At 54.3% G+C, this 15,593-nt stretch carries 18 protein-coding genes; 6 read left to right on the top strand and 12 right to left on the bottom strand.

From position 1 onward, the window contains the following. Positions 1 to 74: 74 nt before the first annotated feature. The 6 genes from FRIGORI9N_RS07135 to FRIGORI9N_RS07110 form a co-directional block, all read right to left on the bottom strand. Positions 75 to 761, bottom strand: a complete 687-nt coding sequence (locus tag FRIGORI9N_RS07135) for an MIP/aquaporin family protein (RefSeq protein WP_159569108.1) — start codon at positions 759 to 761, stop codon at positions 75 to 77. Positions 762 to 768: 7 nt separating this feature from the next. Beyond that, the gene (locus FRIGORI9N_RS07130) at positions 769 to 1,257 is read right to left on the bottom strand and encodes an arsenate reductase ArsC (protein ID WP_159569107.1); all 489 of its coding nucleotides are present in this window, start codon (positions 1,255 to 1,257) and stop codon (positions 769 to 771) included. Continuing rightward, positions 1,254 to 1,754: an arsenate reductase ArsC gene (locus FRIGORI9N_RS07125; RefSeq protein ID WP_159569106.1), complete on the bottom strand. Its 501-nt coding sequence runs from the start codon at positions 1,752 to 1,754 to the stop codon at positions 1,254 to 1,256. Before FRIGORI9N_RS07125 ends, FRIGORI9N_RS07130 begins: the two co-directional genes overlap by 4 nt. Then, complete coding sequence (locus tag FRIGORI9N_RS07120; protein ID WP_159569105.1) at positions 1,747 to 2,082, bottom strand: helix-turn-helix transcriptional regulator; 336 nt, start codon at positions 2,080 to 2,082, stop codon at positions 1,747 to 1,749. The genes FRIGORI9N_RS07125 and FRIGORI9N_RS07120 overlap by 8 nt, the downstream gene beginning before the upstream one ends. Positions 2,083 to 2,154: 72 nt before the next feature. Then, positions 2,155 to 3,354 carry an alpha/beta fold hydrolase gene (locus FRIGORI9N_RS07115; RefSeq protein WP_159569104.1) on the bottom strand — a complete coding sequence of 400 codons (1,200 nt, stop codon included), beginning with the start codon at positions 3,352 to 3,354 and terminating at the stop codon, positions 2,155 to 2,157. A gap of 454 nt (positions 3,355 to 3,808) precedes the next feature. Further along, entirely contained in the window at positions 3,809 to 4,600 is a 792-nt protein-coding gene (locus FRIGORI9N_RS07110; RefSeq protein WP_159569103.1) for a PaaX family transcriptional regulator C-terminal domain-containing protein, read from the bottom strand. Between the two features lie 111 nt (positions 4,601 to 4,711). Between FRIGORI9N_RS07110 and FRIGORI9N_RS07105 the strand changes: the two genes are divergently transcribed. From FRIGORI9N_RS07105 to FRIGORI9N_RS07095, 3 genes are read left to right on the top strand one after another with little or no spacing between them, the layout of a single operon-like run. After that, complete coding sequence (locus FRIGORI9N_RS07105) at positions 4,712 to 5,722, top strand: MDR family oxidoreductase (protein ID WP_159569102.1); 1,011 nt, start codon at positions 4,712 to 4,714, stop codon at positions 5,720 to 5,722. Then, the gene (locus tag FRIGORI9N_RS07100; RefSeq protein ID WP_159569101.1) at positions 5,715 to 6,620 is read left to right on the top strand and encodes a DMT family transporter; all 906 of its coding nucleotides are present in this window, start codon (positions 5,715 to 5,717) and stop codon (positions 6,618 to 6,620) included. The genes FRIGORI9N_RS07105 and FRIGORI9N_RS07100 overlap by 8 nt, the downstream gene beginning before the upstream one ends. A 14-nt stretch (positions 6,621 to 6,634) precedes the next feature. Beyond that, a complete protein-coding gene (locus FRIGORI9N_RS07095) occupies positions 6,635 to 7,396 on the top strand; it encodes a glutathione S-transferase N-terminal domain-containing protein (RefSeq protein WP_159569100.1) in 762 nt (253 codons plus the stop codon). A 3-nt stretch (positions 7,397 to 7,399) separates the two neighbouring features. On the opposite strand, the gene FRIGORI9N_RS07090 is transcribed toward FRIGORI9N_RS07095, so the two are convergent. Together FRIGORI9N_RS07090 and FRIGORI9N_RS07085 are read right to left on the bottom strand one after the other, a co-directional pair. Next, positions 7,400 to 8,467: an FkbM family methyltransferase gene (locus tag FRIGORI9N_RS07090; RefSeq protein WP_159569099.1), complete on the bottom strand. Its 1,068-nt coding sequence runs from the start codon at positions 8,465 to 8,467 to the stop codon at positions 7,400 to 7,402. Positions 8,468 to 8,689: 222 nt separating this feature from the next. Next, positions 8,690 to 9,382 carry a fatty acid hydroxylase family protein gene (locus FRIGORI9N_RS07085; RefSeq protein ID WP_159569098.1) on the bottom strand — a complete coding sequence of 231 codons (693 nt, stop codon included), beginning with the start codon at positions 9,380 to 9,382 and terminating at the stop codon, positions 8,690 to 8,692. Positions 9,383 to 9,532: 150 nt separating this feature from the next. On the opposite strand from FRIGORI9N_RS07085, the gene FRIGORI9N_RS07080 reads away from it, so the two are divergent. Further along, complete coding sequence (locus tag FRIGORI9N_RS07080) at positions 9,533 to 10,300, top strand: class II aldolase/adducin family protein (protein ID WP_159569097.1); 768 nt, start codon at positions 9,533 to 9,535, stop codon at positions 10,298 to 10,300. A gap of 12 nt (positions 10,301 to 10,312) precedes the next feature. Here the strand turns inward: FRIGORI9N_RS07080 and FRIGORI9N_RS07075 are convergent, their stop codons facing one another. Then, positions 10,313 to 10,642, bottom strand: coding sequence for a cytochrome c (locus tag FRIGORI9N_RS07075; RefSeq protein WP_201301424.1), 330 nt, complete (start codon positions 10,640 to 10,642; stop codon positions 10,313 to 10,315). A 20-nt stretch (positions 10,643 to 10,662) separates the two neighbouring features. Further along, positions 10,663 to 11,904 carry an NADH:flavin oxidoreductase/NADH oxidase family protein gene (locus FRIGORI9N_RS07070; protein ID WP_159569096.1) on the bottom strand — a complete coding sequence of 414 codons (1,242 nt, stop codon included), beginning with the start codon at positions 11,902 to 11,904 and terminating at the stop codon, positions 10,663 to 10,665. A gap of 60 nt (positions 11,905 to 11,964) precedes the next feature. Here FRIGORI9N_RS07070 and FRIGORI9N_RS07065 point away from each other — a divergent pair, with 60 nt between their 5' ends. Together FRIGORI9N_RS07065 and FRIGORI9N_RS07060 are read left to right on the top strand one after the other, a co-directional pair. Beyond that, complete coding sequence (locus tag FRIGORI9N_RS07065; RefSeq protein ID WP_201301423.1) at positions 11,965 to 12,876, top strand: DMT family transporter; 912 nt, start codon at positions 11,965 to 11,967, stop codon at positions 12,874 to 12,876. Positions 12,877 to 12,908: 32 nt separating this feature from the next. Then, entirely contained in the window at positions 12,909 to 14,066 is a 1,158-nt protein-coding gene (locus tag FRIGORI9N_RS07060; protein ID WP_159569095.1) for an AI-2E family transporter, read from the top strand. 78 nt (positions 14,067 to 14,144) lie between these two features. On the opposite strand, the gene FRIGORI9N_RS07055 is transcribed toward FRIGORI9N_RS07060, so the two are convergent. After that, positions 14,145 to 15,065: a metal-dependent hydrolase gene (locus FRIGORI9N_RS07055; RefSeq protein ID WP_159569094.1), complete on the bottom strand. Its 921-nt coding sequence runs from the start codon at positions 15,063 to 15,065 to the stop codon at positions 14,145 to 14,147. Positions 15,066 to 15,191: 126 nt separating this feature from the next. Then, positions 15,192 to 15,593: a thioesterase family protein gene (locus FRIGORI9N_RS07050; RefSeq protein ID WP_159569093.1), complete on the bottom strand. Its 402-nt coding sequence runs from the start codon at positions 15,591 to 15,593 to the stop codon at positions 15,192 to 15,194.

The following is a 15,593-nucleotide window of genomic DNA, read 5'->3' as shown; positions in this document are numbered from 1 at the left end:
TTCTTTTTTTGGATGTGGTTTCAGAGAAAATAAAGCCAGCACCCGAGACTTCAAAAATCGGATGCTGTGCTTGATCAAGCCGCCGGGTTGGGTGCCTGGGAAGTAGTGACTTCGCTGTTTGCACTGAAGGCCTTGTACAACACAAGTGCCAGCAAACCGCCCACCACTTCAAAAATCACGTAAGCGGGGACATCGGCTGGCGCAATGCCCGCAAAACTGTTGGAGAACTGGCGACCAAATGCGGCGGCCGGGTTGGCGAACGAGGTGCTGGAAGTAAACCAGTAAGCCGCACCAATGTAACAGGCCACCATGCCTGAAACCCGTTCGGCCTTGGCCATTAGAATCACCAGCAGCAGACCCGCCGTGGCTACAATTTCTCCGGTCCAGATGCCCCAACCTGTGCGGGCCTTTTCAGAGAACTGAAACAGCTCCATGTCGAACATTTGGTGAACCAGTATGGCACCCAGAAATGCGCCTGCCAGTTGAACCACAACATAGGGCAGCAGTTCGGCACCGGGTTGGCGTTTTAGAAGCACCATGCCGAGCGTGACGACCGGGTTGAAATGGGCACCACTGATGGGACCAAACACCTCGATCAAAATATAAAGGCCAAACACGGTGGCCAGGGTGTTGGCGATCAGGGCAATGCCGTTGTTGCCTTCTGACAGGTTCTCGGCCATGACGCCAGAACCAATCACAATGGCCAACAGCAACAGGGTGCCCAGAAACTCGGCACCCAAACGTTTTTGCAAGGAATACATGGTTGTTTTAACTCCGTGAAATGGCAGCCAGGGCGGTATTCAATTCCGCTGGGTTCATGGTGCTCAGCGGCAGCTGAATCAGCTGCATCATTTTGAATGCAATGGCTTGGCGGGTCAGCTCGAATGCGCGGGGCTTGTTTTCTTCTGTTTCATTGGAGGGGTCGGGGTAGCCCCAGTGGGTTTTTACCGGGCTACCGGGCCAGTATGGGCATTGCTCGGCGGCCGCACTGTCGCACACGGTAATTACGATGTCGATTTTTGGTGCACCGGGTTCGGTGAACACGTCCCAGCTTTTGCTGGTGTATTGGCTGGTGTCAATGCCCACATTGGCAAGCGCCTGAAGCGCGTAAGGATTCACGCGGCCACTGGGTGCACTGCCTGCGCTGAAGGCTTTGATGTCTTTGCCGTATTGCCGGGCAAGATGATTCAGCATGCCTTCCGACAATACGCTGCGTGCAGAGTTGTGGGTGCAAAGAATGAGTACGTTGGTGCTCATGAAGAGATTTTTCCTATTTGTTCGACTTCGTGTTGAATGGCCAGTTTTTCGAGTTTTGCAATGGGCAGGGCAAGCATTAGCTCAATTCGCTTGCGCAGCAACAGGCCGACATTGCGGAATTCCTGAATGATGTGCTCGTGGCTGCCTTCGGCTTTGGCCGGGTCGGGGGCACCCCAGTGCGCCAGAATGGGTTGACCGGGCCACACGGGGCAAACCTCACCTGCGGCTTGGTCGCACACGGTGAATACGAAGTCCATTTTTGGTGCGCCAGGCGCAGCGAACTCGTCCCAGCTTTTGCTGCGTAGCGTGCTGGTGTCCATTTCCCACCGTTGCAAAATTTCAAGGGTGTAAGGGTTCACGCGGCCAGCCGGGAAGCTGCCTGCAGAATAGGCTTTGAACTGGCCACGGCCCAGTTGATTCAGGATGGTCTCGGCCAAAATGGATCGGGCCGAGTTGCCGGTACAGATAAACAGCACGTTGAATGTTTTGTCACTCATGGTGAGCCTCATTGTGGGCAGGGTGGATGTTGGTGGCGCAGTTCCGACCTTCACAGCAGTTTTCGGTCAGGTAAGCAATCACGCCGTTCATGTGATCAAATTGGGCGCTGTAAATCAGATTGCGCCCGTCGCGAATGGGTTGAACCAAGCCCGCGTTGCTGAGTTCTTTCAAGTGAAAGGACATGGTGGCAGCGGGAATGTCCAGTTTTTCGCACAGCTGGCCAGGCGTGAGCCCTTCAGGGCCTGTGACCACGAGCGTGCGAAATACACGCAATCGAGATACGTGTGAAAGTGCGGCAAGCGCTTTAATAATATTTTGTTCGTCCATAATTCGATAATAATGGAAATATGGAATTATTTGATGAAACTTTTGTGACAGCGCACAAAAAATTGCGCTGAATCAGGCGGCGCGAGGGGGGCTTTCTTTGCGTGATTTAGGCGTGGGGGTTTCTGGCTGAGAATGACCCTGTAGCCAGTCAGCAGCTTTCTTCCACACGTGTTCTTGGGCTTGACTGCCCAAAATGACACCCATGTGGCCACCCGGGGCCAACAGAAACGATTTGTCTTTTGAGGACACCAGCATCAGGCTTTTCTTGGCCATGCTGCCTGGAACCAGGTGATCAGTTTCACCGGCAAATACCAGCATATTGGCGTTGATATTGCCTAGATCAGAGATTTTTTCACCAATTTTGACTTTGCCTTGGGCCAGTTTGTTGTCCACTGCAAAGCGAACCATGAAATCGCGAAGCACACCGCCGGGGTATAGCGTCATGTTGTTGAGGTAATCGGCGGTGGTGGTGTGTTGTTCAACAAACTCGCGATCATTCAGCCGGGTCAGCAGGTCCCAATACGTGGTGATGCTGGCCACAGGCGCGGTGAGCTTGAAACCCAGGCTGACCATCCAGCCGGGTGGGCTGAACAGGGCGGGGTTGATTCGGTCCAGACGGAACTCGCTGTACTTGCGGACAAAGCGGGCGGTGACGTTCAGGGTGTTGGAGGCCACTGCCATGATGTTTTTGCCGTCGCGCAAATCTATCGGACTGGCCACGGTGACCAGGTTGCGAATGTGTTTGTCGTGCCCGTAACCGGCGTACAACAAACACAGCAAGCCGCCCATGCACCAGCCGAACAGGGAAATCTGTTTGGAGTTGCTGTGCTCGCGCACGGCGTGAAGGGCTTGACCCATCATGTCATGGCTGTAGTCGAATAAGCCGAGATGGCCGTCTTTGCGCTCAGGTTTGCCCCAGTCAATCAAATACACCCGAAAGCCCGCTTCAACCATGGCTTTCACCAGGCTGCGGTCGGGCATCAGGTCGAATGTTTCTGTGGTTACGCCCAGTGGTGGCACCAACACCAGTGGCACCGCGTGTTGGCGATTCTTGGGGGCTTCGATTTCACCGTCAGCCAGGCTGGCGCTTGGCGAGTTCTCGGCAGGCGCGTAATAACGCACCCGCATTGGCAGGTGTTCGGCGATGACTTCATATTCGGTTTTGCCCGATTGAATCAGGATTTCCTTGCGAAAAAACCAGTCCGCCGCATTGGTCGCGGTGTTGACGGCCAACTCGTTGATTTTCAGGGCGGTTTTGAATAGTTTTTTCACGGTTGCTGCAGTGCAATGTTGGAATGGTCGAAGTTTATACGCAGACTGGGGCGTTTCGGATGAGGGTTTACTCTAAATACTGATTTCTGATCGGAACTTGAAGGCTCACTGTTTGGGTTTCTTGCCCCCTCAGCGTGGGTTGCCCGTTCCGCACTGAAAACCGCTGAATCCCTTTTTGAATTCATTCTTGCTCACCGAGCTCGGCAAAAGGGCGGGCCGAGTCTCGGTGTCGGCTGGAGGCCGAACGCTGCGATTAAACTCAAACGGGGCGGTTTTCTTGAAGTGCGTCCCAAGCAATCCCACTGCCGAGTTGGCTTGAACCGGCGCTCGCGAATCTCCACCACAGCGCAGCTCACCGCAGGGTTCACAGCCCAAGCTGATTGGGCTAAATAAACCTGATGAAAAGCCCGCAAGAACCCCGGCTGACTGAGCTAAACAAATCTGCCGCTAAAAATCATCCTTCCATGCTCGCCCAAAGCCCGCCCCAAATCCGCATGCCCGCCTGGTCCACCTCGTCCACGGCGCTTAAAAATCGCTCCCGTGCCTGAACATTCACCCACTCTGCGGGCAAGAAGGGATCGTACACCACATGCTTGATCGCAGTGCCACCCAGCAAAAACGATTCGCGGGCGGCCACTTCAGGTTCCAGTGCGCTGCACCGGTCTAGCCAGGTGCGCATTTTCTTTTCAAGTTGAGCATAGTTGGACTCCAGCTCGCGCGGGTTCCAAAGGGTCGCAATCCGGCGTTGAAGGTCGTTGTCAAAATCCCGGGCCTCGAACACTGGGGCTTCTTTTTCCAAGCCCAGTTTGTAAAGCCGATTGCGCACAGCTTGCAGGGTGTCTTCAATGTTGTTGGGTCGAATGAACAGGTGCTCGTTCAGGGGCTGAAAGCCCAACATCAACAAGGCTCGGGCACGGGCGCGTTGCTGTTTGGCTTCGTTTCGGGACAGTTTGTCTGCCTGAACAACAATGTAGCTGCCGTCCCAGGGGCGAACCCGGGTGCTGCGGGTGCGCCAGGCGGCAACGTCGTCGGCCAGTGTGTGTGCATCGTCGGTCAGCTGATACAGGGCGCGTCCAGCCGACTCGATCAGGCCTTCAGCGGAGAGTCGAACCAAGGCCACACGCGTGTTGTTTACGCTGATGTCGAAAATGCTGCAAGCGGCAATGGCCTGCTTGGCTGAAAGAGGGCGACCTTTGGATGCCAGCAACAGGTCGAGAATGAGGCTTTTGGCGGTGGGTTTGCGCACGATGTGATTGTTCTTCTAAGGCAAAGCTGAAGTGTATGCAAGGCTGGCGCAGCACGCAAATTTGATCGCTGGTTTGTGCGATCATTGCCTCACCCAGAATAAGGAGATGAAATGATCAGGGCATGGATTTCCCGGGCAGCCGACCAAACGCAGGCTGAGCTGGAAACTTTGGATGAGTCTGAATTCGCAGGGCAGGATGTGGTGCTGAAGTTGCATTACAGCTGCCTGAATTACAAGGACGCTTTGGCTTTGACCCACACTGCCCCCATTGCGCGCAAGTACCCCATGGTGCATGGCATTGATGCGGTGGGCGAGGTGATTGAATCGAATTCGGACCTATGGCCAGTGGGCACGGTGTGCCAGGTGAACGATTGGGGTTTGGGTGAAACGCATTGGGGTGGCTTGGCTGAACGGGCCAGCGTGCCCGCACAGTGGATTTCTCCGATTCCGGAGGGCCGCAGTGCACGGTGGGCCGCCGCTTTGGGTACGGCGGGCTATACCGCTGCCCTGTGCGTGATGGCCTTGCAGGATCACCCCCTGAAACCTGAAGACGGTCCAGTGCTGGTGACCGGGGTAAGTGGCGGTGTAGGCACCGTGGCTTGCCTGCTGCTTCAGCACTTGGGCTACGAGGTGGTGGGCTTGACGGGTTCAATCGATGCCATGGGTGAGCCTGTGTCTGAATCGGCGGCCAAGCATTTTGAACGTTTGCAGTTGGGTTCTACCCACTTGATTCACCGTGAATCCATGTCCCGCCCCGGGAAACCTTTGCAAAAAGAACAATTTGCCGCCGTTGTGGATAGCGTGGGCAGCCACACTTTGGTCAATGCATGCGCCCAAACCAGGTACGGTGGTGTAGTGGCCGCGTGTGGTTTGGCGCAGGGCATGGATTTTCAGGGCAGTGTAGCCCCCTTCATTTTGCGGGGTATTACCTTGCGCGGCATTAACTGTGTATACCGCACCCACGCTGAGCGTGACCGTGCCTGGAGCATGTTGGCGCAAGCTTTGGGTGAGTACGATCTGGATTTCATGATCAAGGAAGTGCGCCTGGCGCAGGCTTTGGACAGTGCGCGGCTTGTGTTGGCCAATCAATTGCAGGGGCGCGTGGTGGTGAACTGTGCCTGAGAACCGGGCTTGGGCTTTGCCGTATCTGGCCCTGGTTTTGAATGCCTTGGTGTGGGGCGTTTCCTGGTGGCCATTGCGTGAATTGCAAGGCGAAGGATTGCACCCGTTGTGGTCCTCGGCTGCAACCTACTTGTTGGGCGCTGTGGCCATGTTGTGCTTCATGCCCAAGGTGTTGGGTGAGTTTGTTCAGCACAAAGCGCTTTGGTTGCTGGCTTTGGCCGCTGGCACCACCATGGTGGGTTTTAATTGGGGTGTGTCGATTGGCGAAGTAATTCGGGTGGTGCTGCTGTTCTACCTGATGCCAATCTGGGCGGTGTTGTTGGCGCGGCTGATATTGAAAGAGCCGATCACTGGCAGGGCTTTGATTCGGGTTGCTCTGGCGTTTACGGGTGCTGTATTGCTGTTAAGCCCAAATGGAACTTTGGGCTTCCCGGTGCCATCGAATTTGGCAGAAACTTTGGGTTTGATGGGCGGTGCGGCGTTCGCACTGAACAATATCCTGTTGCGCCACCAGGCTGAGCGTACGGCTCAGGCACGTTTGTTTGCCATGTTTGTAGGCGGTGTTGTAGCGCCTGCGGCAGTGGCTGCTGGCCTGGCGGTGTTGTTGGGTGAGGGCAATTCGATTGTGCAATGGCCGGTGTCGCCCGGTTTATATGGCGGTGTGGTGTTGTTGGGCTTCACCGTTTCTTTGCTGGTGGCCAACTATGGTTTGCAGTACGGTGCATCGCGATTACCAGCCAATGTAACCTCGGTGGTGATGTTGTCAGAGGTGGTGTTTGCAACCTTGTCTGCAATTTTATTGACCAACGAGGTACTGACCCCGCAAGTTGGAATTGGTGGCGCCATGATTTTGCTGGCGGCTGCTTTAAGCGCGCTTGAAAGCAGGGACGCGCATTGATTGGGAGAGAAAACATGAATCATTTGTTCAAGGTGGCCATGGCCACAGCGGCGTCTACGCTGCGAGGCTGGCAAGGCATGGTGGTGACTGAGCCCGCTGCCGTTCAACCAGAAAAACCGCTGAAATTGTATGAGTTCGAGAGTTGCCCCTATTGCCGCCTGGTGCGTGAAACACTGACTGAGTTGGCACTGGACGCGGACATTTACCCTTGTCCCAAGGGCGGTGAACGCTTTCGATCCGAAGTGCTGGAGTTGGGAGGCAAGGCCCAGTTTCCGTTTTTGGTGGATGACAACACAGGTGCGAATTTGTACGAGTCTGCCGATATTATCGAGTACCTGTACACCACCTACGGCAAGCGTTCAGTGCCCCTGCGCGTGAAAGCGGCCCTGCCGCAGGCTGTGTCAAGCCTGGCCAATTCAGCCCTGGGTTTGGGCGCGGGTACCAAGGTACGTGCATCAAAAAAGCCTGAGCAAATGCTGACCTTGTACGGTTTCGAAGCCTCGCCTTTTTGCAGGCCAGTGCGCGAAGTGCTGTGTGAACTGGAAATTCCCTACCACTTGATCAATTTGGGCAAAGAACAATTTGCAGACATGGGCGTGAATGGTGTGCATGCTGCCGTGGGCGAATACAACCCGGTGAAGGGCGGCAAACGTGAGCAGTTCATGGCCAAAACCAACAAGATGATGGTGCCGTATCTGGAAGACCCGAACACGGGCAAAGCCATGTTCGAATCCAAAGCGATTGTGGAGTATCTGCTGGAAACCTACGGCGGGTGAGACTTATTTCGGGATGAAGAACATCACGGTCTCTGTCCAGCCTTCGGTGTAGTGGCGCAAATACACCTTGTAGTCGTTGCGTACACCGAGAATGATTTCAGGCACTTGCCAGAAATGTGCCGGGTCGTGGTACACCGCCACGGCCAGTTTGGGGTGGTCTTCCTGAATATGCCACTTCATGCCTTCCAGTGCTTTGGGCTCCGCACCTTCCAGATCAAGCTTGATGAAGCTCACTGATTCTGTCACTCGGTTGTCGAGTGCATCCACTTCAATTTGTGTGCTGCCGGTTTCTGAAATTTTGCAGGCTGAACCAGCACCTGCGTCAAACGACAAGGTTTGCTTTTCATCCCACAAGCCAAGGGGGTGATAGTGAATATTGCGGTGGCTGGCCAACTTGGACTTGGCCGCAGCCAGTGTGGGCTCGGCGGGTTCGAAAAAGTGCACGCCGCCATATTGGGGGCAACGCTTGATGAATTCTTCAGTGGTGTATCCGTCAAAGCCGCCACCATCTACAAACACTTCACCCGGTGCAAATTTTACAAAGGGCTCGAAATATTGCTGGTCGGCTGTGTAGTCGAAAAACCGCATGGCACGCAGGTTGGCATTCAGGCGAAATTCCATCACCCGGTTGAACACTTCCCGCGATTCCTGATCGGCGAACAGGTCGCGTGCCCACTCAAATTTCTCTGGGTGTGCAGCGTATTCTTTTTGGGTGTCGGCCAAGGCCTGCACTTGCGGCAGCAGGAAGTGACTGGCATCGGCCACTGCGAAATAATCCATCGACACCACACCATTGAGGCGCAGCAGTTTGTTCATGGCTGTTTTCGGGCGCGCTTGCGTAACCGTGGAAATCACCATGCTGCCTGCTGGCACCTGGCTTGGTTTTACCACCGGTTTGCCACGGTACTCAGTGGCGGTGGTGTACTCGTCGATAAAGCCGTCAAGATCAGCGCGATCGGCCACTGCATCGGCAAATTCATTGATGCCCAGTACAAAGCGTTTTTGGGTGGTGTTGCCGAAGAATTCCGCATGAAAGGCGGCGGCGTGGGCTTTTTGACTGAGTTGTTTCATGGCGATGCACGTGAAGGGTGGCGATGAAACCAGTCTAAAGACATGTCTTGCGGTTGAAGCGGTAGAAAAGCGAGGGAAAACAGGCGCTTATCCTGATGTTTGACCTTGCTGATCCCCCCGCAGAGTGGGGGGTGGGCGGTCAATACGCCTTAGTTGGTGCATTCACTTGATGAGCCTTCTCTCAAGTAAGAATCACAAAGAACAGTCTTCTTGAACGTTGAATTACCGCCTGTCCCACGTGCCCATCAACCAATCCATGATGGGGTAGGTGATGTTGAAATTCTTGTGCGCCATGATTCGCTGATCGTGGTGCGTGGTGTGCAAGCGGGCAAAGTGTGTGAAGCCCGGAATGCGGTGCACCCAGTGGTCTTCCTTTAAGTGGTAAGACAGATGAAACAGTTCGTAATTCAGGTAGTAGGCCATGCCGGTGGCCACCAGCAACAAGGCCACGTTGGGGTTGAATAGCCACGCCAGCAAAAAGCCCATGGGTACAAAAAACGCCACCACGAAAAACCCCACAATGGCAATTGGAAACAGCACGGCTTTGAAGTCCTGGTTGCTGTCAATTTCCATGTGGGTGTCTGTGAAAAACTTGTGGTGTTGCAGCGAGTGCCGTTTGTACACAAAGCCCAGGCCTTTCACCGGCCGGTGCATGGCGTATTTGTGACCAGCCCATTCAGCAAAGTTTGCGTATAAGAAAGTGGCGGGAATGATGAGCCATTCCAGCAGGCTGGGTGATTCAAGCCAATAAATACACAAGGCGATTACACCCAAGCCCAAGGTCATGGTCATGGCCAGGTGCAAATAGCCTTGGTAGCCGGCGGAAATGAATTCGGCCCGGTAATTGGCGCGCACCGAGCGCAAGGTGTCGTCTTGGGATTCTTTGGGTACAAGCTGTTTGACTTTGGCATGCATGGTATTACTGTCTCCCACAGTATGAATTTTATTTTGTAATGTTAGATTGCCCCCGATTGCCTTGAATTTCAAGTGCTTTCGCAAGCATTTGCCTGTGCGCTGGTACACTTTTAAAAAACACAATTCCAAAAGCAGCAAAGGAGACCCAATATGAACGCACCGCTTTCAAGTACACCACCCGCCCACATTGGCCAGCAAGAATGGCAGGCCCGCGTTGATCTGGCTGCAGCCTATCGTTTGGTGGCCATGCACCGTTGGGACGACCTGGTGTTCACCCACATTTCGGCTCGCGTACCCGGTGAAGAAGGCCACTTTTTGATCAACCCTTATGGCTTCATGTTTGAGGAAATTACCGCCAGCAGCCTGGTGAAGGTGAACATGAATTGCGAGAAGGTGGACAACAGCCCTTACGACGTGAACCCGGCTGGTTTCACCATTCACAGTGCCGTGCATGCCATTCGGCATGATGCCCACTGTGTGATGCACACCCACACGGTGGCTGGCGTTGCTGTTTCAATTCAGGAACAAGGCTTGTTGCCCATTTCGCAGCAGTCGCTGTTTCCGCTGGCTGGCCTGGCTTACCACGACTACGAAGGCCTGGCCCTGCGGGAAGATGAAAAAGCCCGCCTGCAAGCCGACTTGGGCGAGGCCAACAACCTGATTTTGCGCAACCATGGTTTGCTGACCTGTGGTTCTACAGTGGCTGACGCATTTTTGAATATGTTTATTTTGCAGCGTGCTTGCGAGGTTCAAATTGCAGCGCAATCTGGCGGGGCCACCTTGATTCCAATTGCACAACCGATTGTGGACGGCATTCGGGCCGCTGCGGCGCAGGTAACCCGTGGTTTGGGTGGCAAGATTGCCTGGCCTGCCCTGTTGCGCAAGCTGGACCGCGAGCAGCCTGATTACAAAAACTGAGTTGCTTATTGCTTAAGGCTTGTTTCCACCTGTCACGGTGGAAACATACTTCGCCAAAATTTTCATTTGATCAACCGTGAGGTGATCCACAAAGGGGGGCATGCCCCCCTTGCCGTTTTTCAGCGCATTCAGCACACGTTCTTCGCTGGGCTTGAGCACATCCAGCACCGGGCCAATTTTGCCTTTGGTGCCAGCATCGGCCAAGGTGTGGCAAATGGCGCAAGCGGGGTCGGCATCGGTTTGAAACAGTTTTCGGCCTTGTTCAAGAACGGTTGCGTCGTCCATGGCGAACGCATTGAACGCACTCAGGACCAACACCAGCATGCAGCTGAATTTCACCATTCTTAAACTCCCTGAGTTGATCAAGCCCGTAGTTTGCGGGCTTTGAACAAGCCCCAACTGCTGTCAAGAATATAGAAAAACAGGGCTTTCAGGGCACTCTCGTTCGGGACAGGGTTTTTGCCTTTGCCCATGCGGTGAATTTGGCGGGTGTACCACTGAATTTCCAGCAATCCTGTGCGGTCCACGGCTTTCACGCCGGTAATCAGCGGCTTGACCGGGTGCAGGGCTTCTTTGTTGCTCAGCAGGCGCTTGGGCAGGTCAGGTTCCATGGCAATGGAGCGGGCCAAACCAATCAAGTCGACCGCGCCGGTGTTCAGCGCTTCTTTCATGCCGCCCACGGTGCGGAAACCGCCTGTCAGCATCAAGGGTACTTTGCACACTGCACGTACTTTCTCGGTGAAGTCCATGAAGTACGCTTCGCGTTTTACGGTGCTTTCTTTCTTGGGCTTGGCGCTTGCGCCGGTCATGGCAGGTGCTTCGTAGGTGCCGCCGGAAACCTCAATCATGTCGATGCCGCGTGCGGTCAGTTCTTGAATCACAGCCAGTGATTCTTCCTCGGAAAAACCGCCTTTCTGGAAGTCAGCCGAGTTCAATTTGATGCCGACCGGAAAATCAGCGCCAACCTGCTTGCGCACTTCGTCGTAAATGGCCAGTACAAAACGGCGACGGTTTTCAGCGCTGCCGCCCCATTGGTCGGTGCGCTGGTTGCTCAGTGGGCTTAAAAACTGGCTGATCAAGTAACCGTGTGCGCCGTGAATTTGCACGCCATCAAAACCGGCTTCTTTGCACACCTTGGCGGTGCGGCCCCAGCGGGCAATCAGGTCTAGAATTTCAGTCTCGGTGAGCTCGCGCGGTGTGGCAAACATCATTTGCAGGCTTTTGTGAAACGGCACGGCCGAAGGCGACACGGTTTCCTTGTTCATGCCTTTGGGGCATTGTTTGCCGGGGTGGTTGATTTGTACCCAGATTTTGCTGCCATTGGCCTGGCCTGCCTTGGCCCACTGCTGCAACAGGGGCATGTCGCGGTCGTCTTCAATGACAACGTTGCCCGGCTCTGCACGCGCGCGGCGATCAATCATCACATTCCCGGTTATATTCAAACCGATGCCACCTGCGGTCCAGCGCTGGTACACCCGTACAATTTCCGGTGTTACGCGGTTGTCCCGGGTACCCAGGGCTTCGCTCATGGCAGCCTTTACCAGTCGGTTGGGAACAGTGGCGCCACAAGGCAGGGTAAGGGGGTCGCGTAGCTCGATGCGCATGAAGAGGTCTCCGGCTTCTGGAAGTTGAAAATTATTGTTGTCACATAGTAGCCTGCACGAATGAAAAAAATTGAAATCAACACACTAATTTTTACGGCCTTCGCCATGTGTGCGTTTGCGGCCAATTCCTTCTTTTGTCGGGCCGCTTTGGGTGCCGGGCAAATTGACCCGGCCAGCTTTACTGCCATTCGGCTGATCAGCGGTGCAATCACGTTGTGGTTGTGTTTGCGCATTCAAAACAAGGGCAGGCAGCAGGGCAGTTGGGCTGGTGCGTGGGCGCTGTTTGGTTATGCGGTACTTTTTTCCATGGCCTATTTGTACATGAGTACAGGCACGGGTGCGTTGATTTTGTTCGGCAGTGTGCAGCTCAGCATGATTGCTTATGCTGCCACGCAGGGTGATCGTTTGAAGGGCCTGCGTGCACTGGGCGCAGTGGTGGCTGCCGCGGGCTTGGTGTTGCTGTTGTGGCCACATTTGCAAACACCGGCATCGATTTTGGCGGCGGCAAGCATGGCTTTGGCGGGCGCCTGTTGGGGTGTTTACTCGGTGGTGGGCAAGGGGTCCAAATTGCCCCTAGCCGATACGGCGGGTAATTTCTCCAAAGCCACCTTGCTAATGGTGCTGGTGTGGGTCGCCGTGTATTTTTCTGCCAAAGCGGGTGTTCACATTCCAGGTGTTACCGTGGAGCGGGGTTTGGCCCTGTACACGGTGTATTTGCCAACACCCACTGTGGCGGGCGTTTTGTTTGCCTTGGCCTCGGGCATGCTGGCCAGTGGCATTGGTTATGCGGTGTGGTACAAAGTACTGCCCGCCTTGCCCACCACGTCGGCTGCCAGTGTGCAACTGAGTGTGCCTGTCATTGCTGCACTGGCGGGTGTCGTGTTTCTGGATGAAGCGGTAACTGCAACACTGTTGGTGGCCATGGTCATGACGCTGGGTGGGGTGTATCTGGTTTTGCGCGGCAAGCGTTAAGGTACTAATTCTATTGGCTGGACAATGAATCGATGAATGAAGTCGTAAAACCCAAAAACAAGAACACCGATGCGGGCGGACCAAACCAGGCGGACCAGGCCAGCCTGTCAACCTTGGCCAAACAGTTTTACCTGCAGCACTGGGGTTTGTTGTTAAGCGCCGCTTTGGTGTTCGCGGTGGTTATCAACCTGTGGCCAGTGCTGGCACCATTTGTGGCTGCGTTTGTGTTGGCGTATTTGCTGGCAGCACCCAGTCGATGGGTGCACAGCAAGTTGCGCGGTCGCATTCCTTTGCCAGTGTGCGCGGTGCTCACTTTTTTCGCGCTGCTGTTGATCTTTTCAAGCGTGGGTTTGTTGTTTATCCCTGTAGTGCTGACTCAACTCGAACTGATTCAAAACAACCTGCCGCAGTTGATCGTCAATGTGAAAGGAACGGTATTGCCTTGGTTGAATGAGGCGTTTGGCTTGACCATTTCCGTGGACAGCACGGAGATGAAAGACCGTATTGCCGCTTATATCAGCGAAAACCGGGGCACGCTGGCTGAAATCAGTACGAAGGTTTTGCGTTCAGGTTCGCAGTCCGTGTTGGGTATTACCGGGTTTGTGTCGCTGACCGTGATTGCCACGCTGTTCATCTTGCCGGGCTGGACGCAGATCACGAAACAGTTTCAGCAAGTATTTCCACCGCATTTGTGGACGCGCGCACGCCCCCTGTTCAGCGAAATCGATTCAGTCATGACCGAGTACATCAAGGGCATGATGATTGTGATGCTGTTTCTCAGCACGTTTTATTCCATTGGTTTGAGCGTGGTCGGGCTGCAAAGTGGTTGGGCTTTGGGCATGCTGGCCGGGGTCCTTTGTGTGGTGCCTTATTTGGGTTTTGCAGTGGCCTTGTTGGTGGGTTTGCTCACAGCGGCGCTGGAGTTACAAGGTTTCTTGCCAATTCTTCTGGTGCTGATGGTGTTTGTGGTTGGGCAGTTTCTTGAAGGTTTTGTGCTCACGCCCTTGGTGGTGGGCGACAAAATTGGTTTGTCTGCTTTGGCTGTTATTTTTGCGCTCGCGTTTTTCGGCGCAGTATTCGGCTTGGTTGGGGTGTTTTTGGCCTTGCCACTGGCAGCAATTTTTAAAGTGGCGTATTTGCATGCATTTGCCCATTACGAGCAAAGTGACTATTACCGGCAGGCCAGGTAAATCAAGACGAAAAAAAACCGGTGGGCTGCTCACTTCTCCCACCGGCCGATTAGCCCAAGATTTCTGTCACGAAATTTTTTAAGCTGCGTTTGCCTTCAGCTGGCTGTTCATGCGGGCACGAATGGCATTGGCAATTTCCGTATTTGGTTTGCGGCCTGAGCTCTCAACAGAAGCCACGAAGTTATCGATTTCTGTCAGGAATCGGCTGTTGTCGTGCATCCATGGATGAAAGTCGGCCTTGAAGTAATCCATGAACTCGCCGTTGGCCACCGGGTTGCGCAGCACGCCGACTTTTTTGCCCCACAGCATTTTGGTTACGGTCCAGAAGCCTTTGATGTGACCGCCCTGGATGGTTTTGTCTGCAAACACCAGGCGCATGTGGAAGTAAGCCACCAGCGGCCAGAACAATGCCGTGGCCAATACCATGGCAAGGCGGCGGCTGAACCGGTTGTGCATGTTGTCAGGCAACACGTGGTTCCAAACGTCGTAAGCCACTGCCTTGTGTTCAGTTTCTTCGTAGGCGTGCCACATCCACATTTGCTTGTAAGCGGGTTCGGATTTCTCACCCAGCACGTCGGGGTTGCGCAGCAACTGGTCTGCCATCAATGCGGTGTAGTGTTCCAGTGCAATGGTGCCAGCCAGTGTCAGGCGCTTGCCCAGGGTTTTCTTGACGAAAGCCAGAAAGCCCCACAGGAAACTGTCCAGTTTGGAAGCAGGCAGGCCAGCACGGTCCAGCATTTCGTTGTATTCAACGTGCTCGCGGCTGTGCATGGCTTCTTGGCCAATGAAAGCCACCACAGCCTTTTTCAATTCGGGATCGGTGATGTCGTCGCGGTAGTTGCGTACCGCATCCATGAACATGCGCTCGCCCGCCGGGAAAAACAGCGACAGCGCATTCATGAAATGGGTCACGTGGGGACCTTGCTCATGCCAATTGGATACCTTCTCTTCAGGCAAATTCAATTTGACATCGCGGCGTACGGGCATGATGTTCTTCATGGTTTGACTCCTACACTTGTTTTATTGTTGTTGCCACGTTTGACCGTGACATTGATGAATGTAACAATAAAATTTCGTGTCCACAATAGCAAAACCTGAGTACCCATTCTAGAAAATTGTCAGGATTTACCCCACAACAAGGGTGTTTTTGAACCGGTCTGGGATGGGTGTCGAGCGGCCTGTGTCGGGGCTGACCCACACCATTTTGGCGCTGCCCGTGGCCACCAGTACATCGGGTGCGTCGGTGCGGCGCATTTCATAGCGCTGTACCAGGCTGCTGCGCCCCACCTCGCCGGCAAACACTTTGATTTCAACTGTGCCGGGTGCTTTCAGTTCTTTTAAAAAACTGCATTCGGTGTGAACGATCACCACATAGGCAGGGTTGTTGTCGATTGCCGCAGGCAACAGGTCGATCCATTCCACGCGGGCCTGTTCGAAACAACGAAAATAAACGGTGTTGTTTACATGGCCAATCTGATCCATGTCGCCCCAGCGAAGTGGCACTGTGGTGGTGTAAATTTCTTTCAT

Origin of the sequence: Limnobacter sp. 130, assembly GCF_902506325.1 — a bacterium.
In the GTDB taxonomy this organism is placed as follows: domain Bacteria; phylum Pseudomonadota; class Gammaproteobacteria; order Burkholderiales; family Burkholderiaceae_B; genus Limnobacter.
This window is presented reverse-complemented; position numbering and strand designations above follow the sequence as displayed.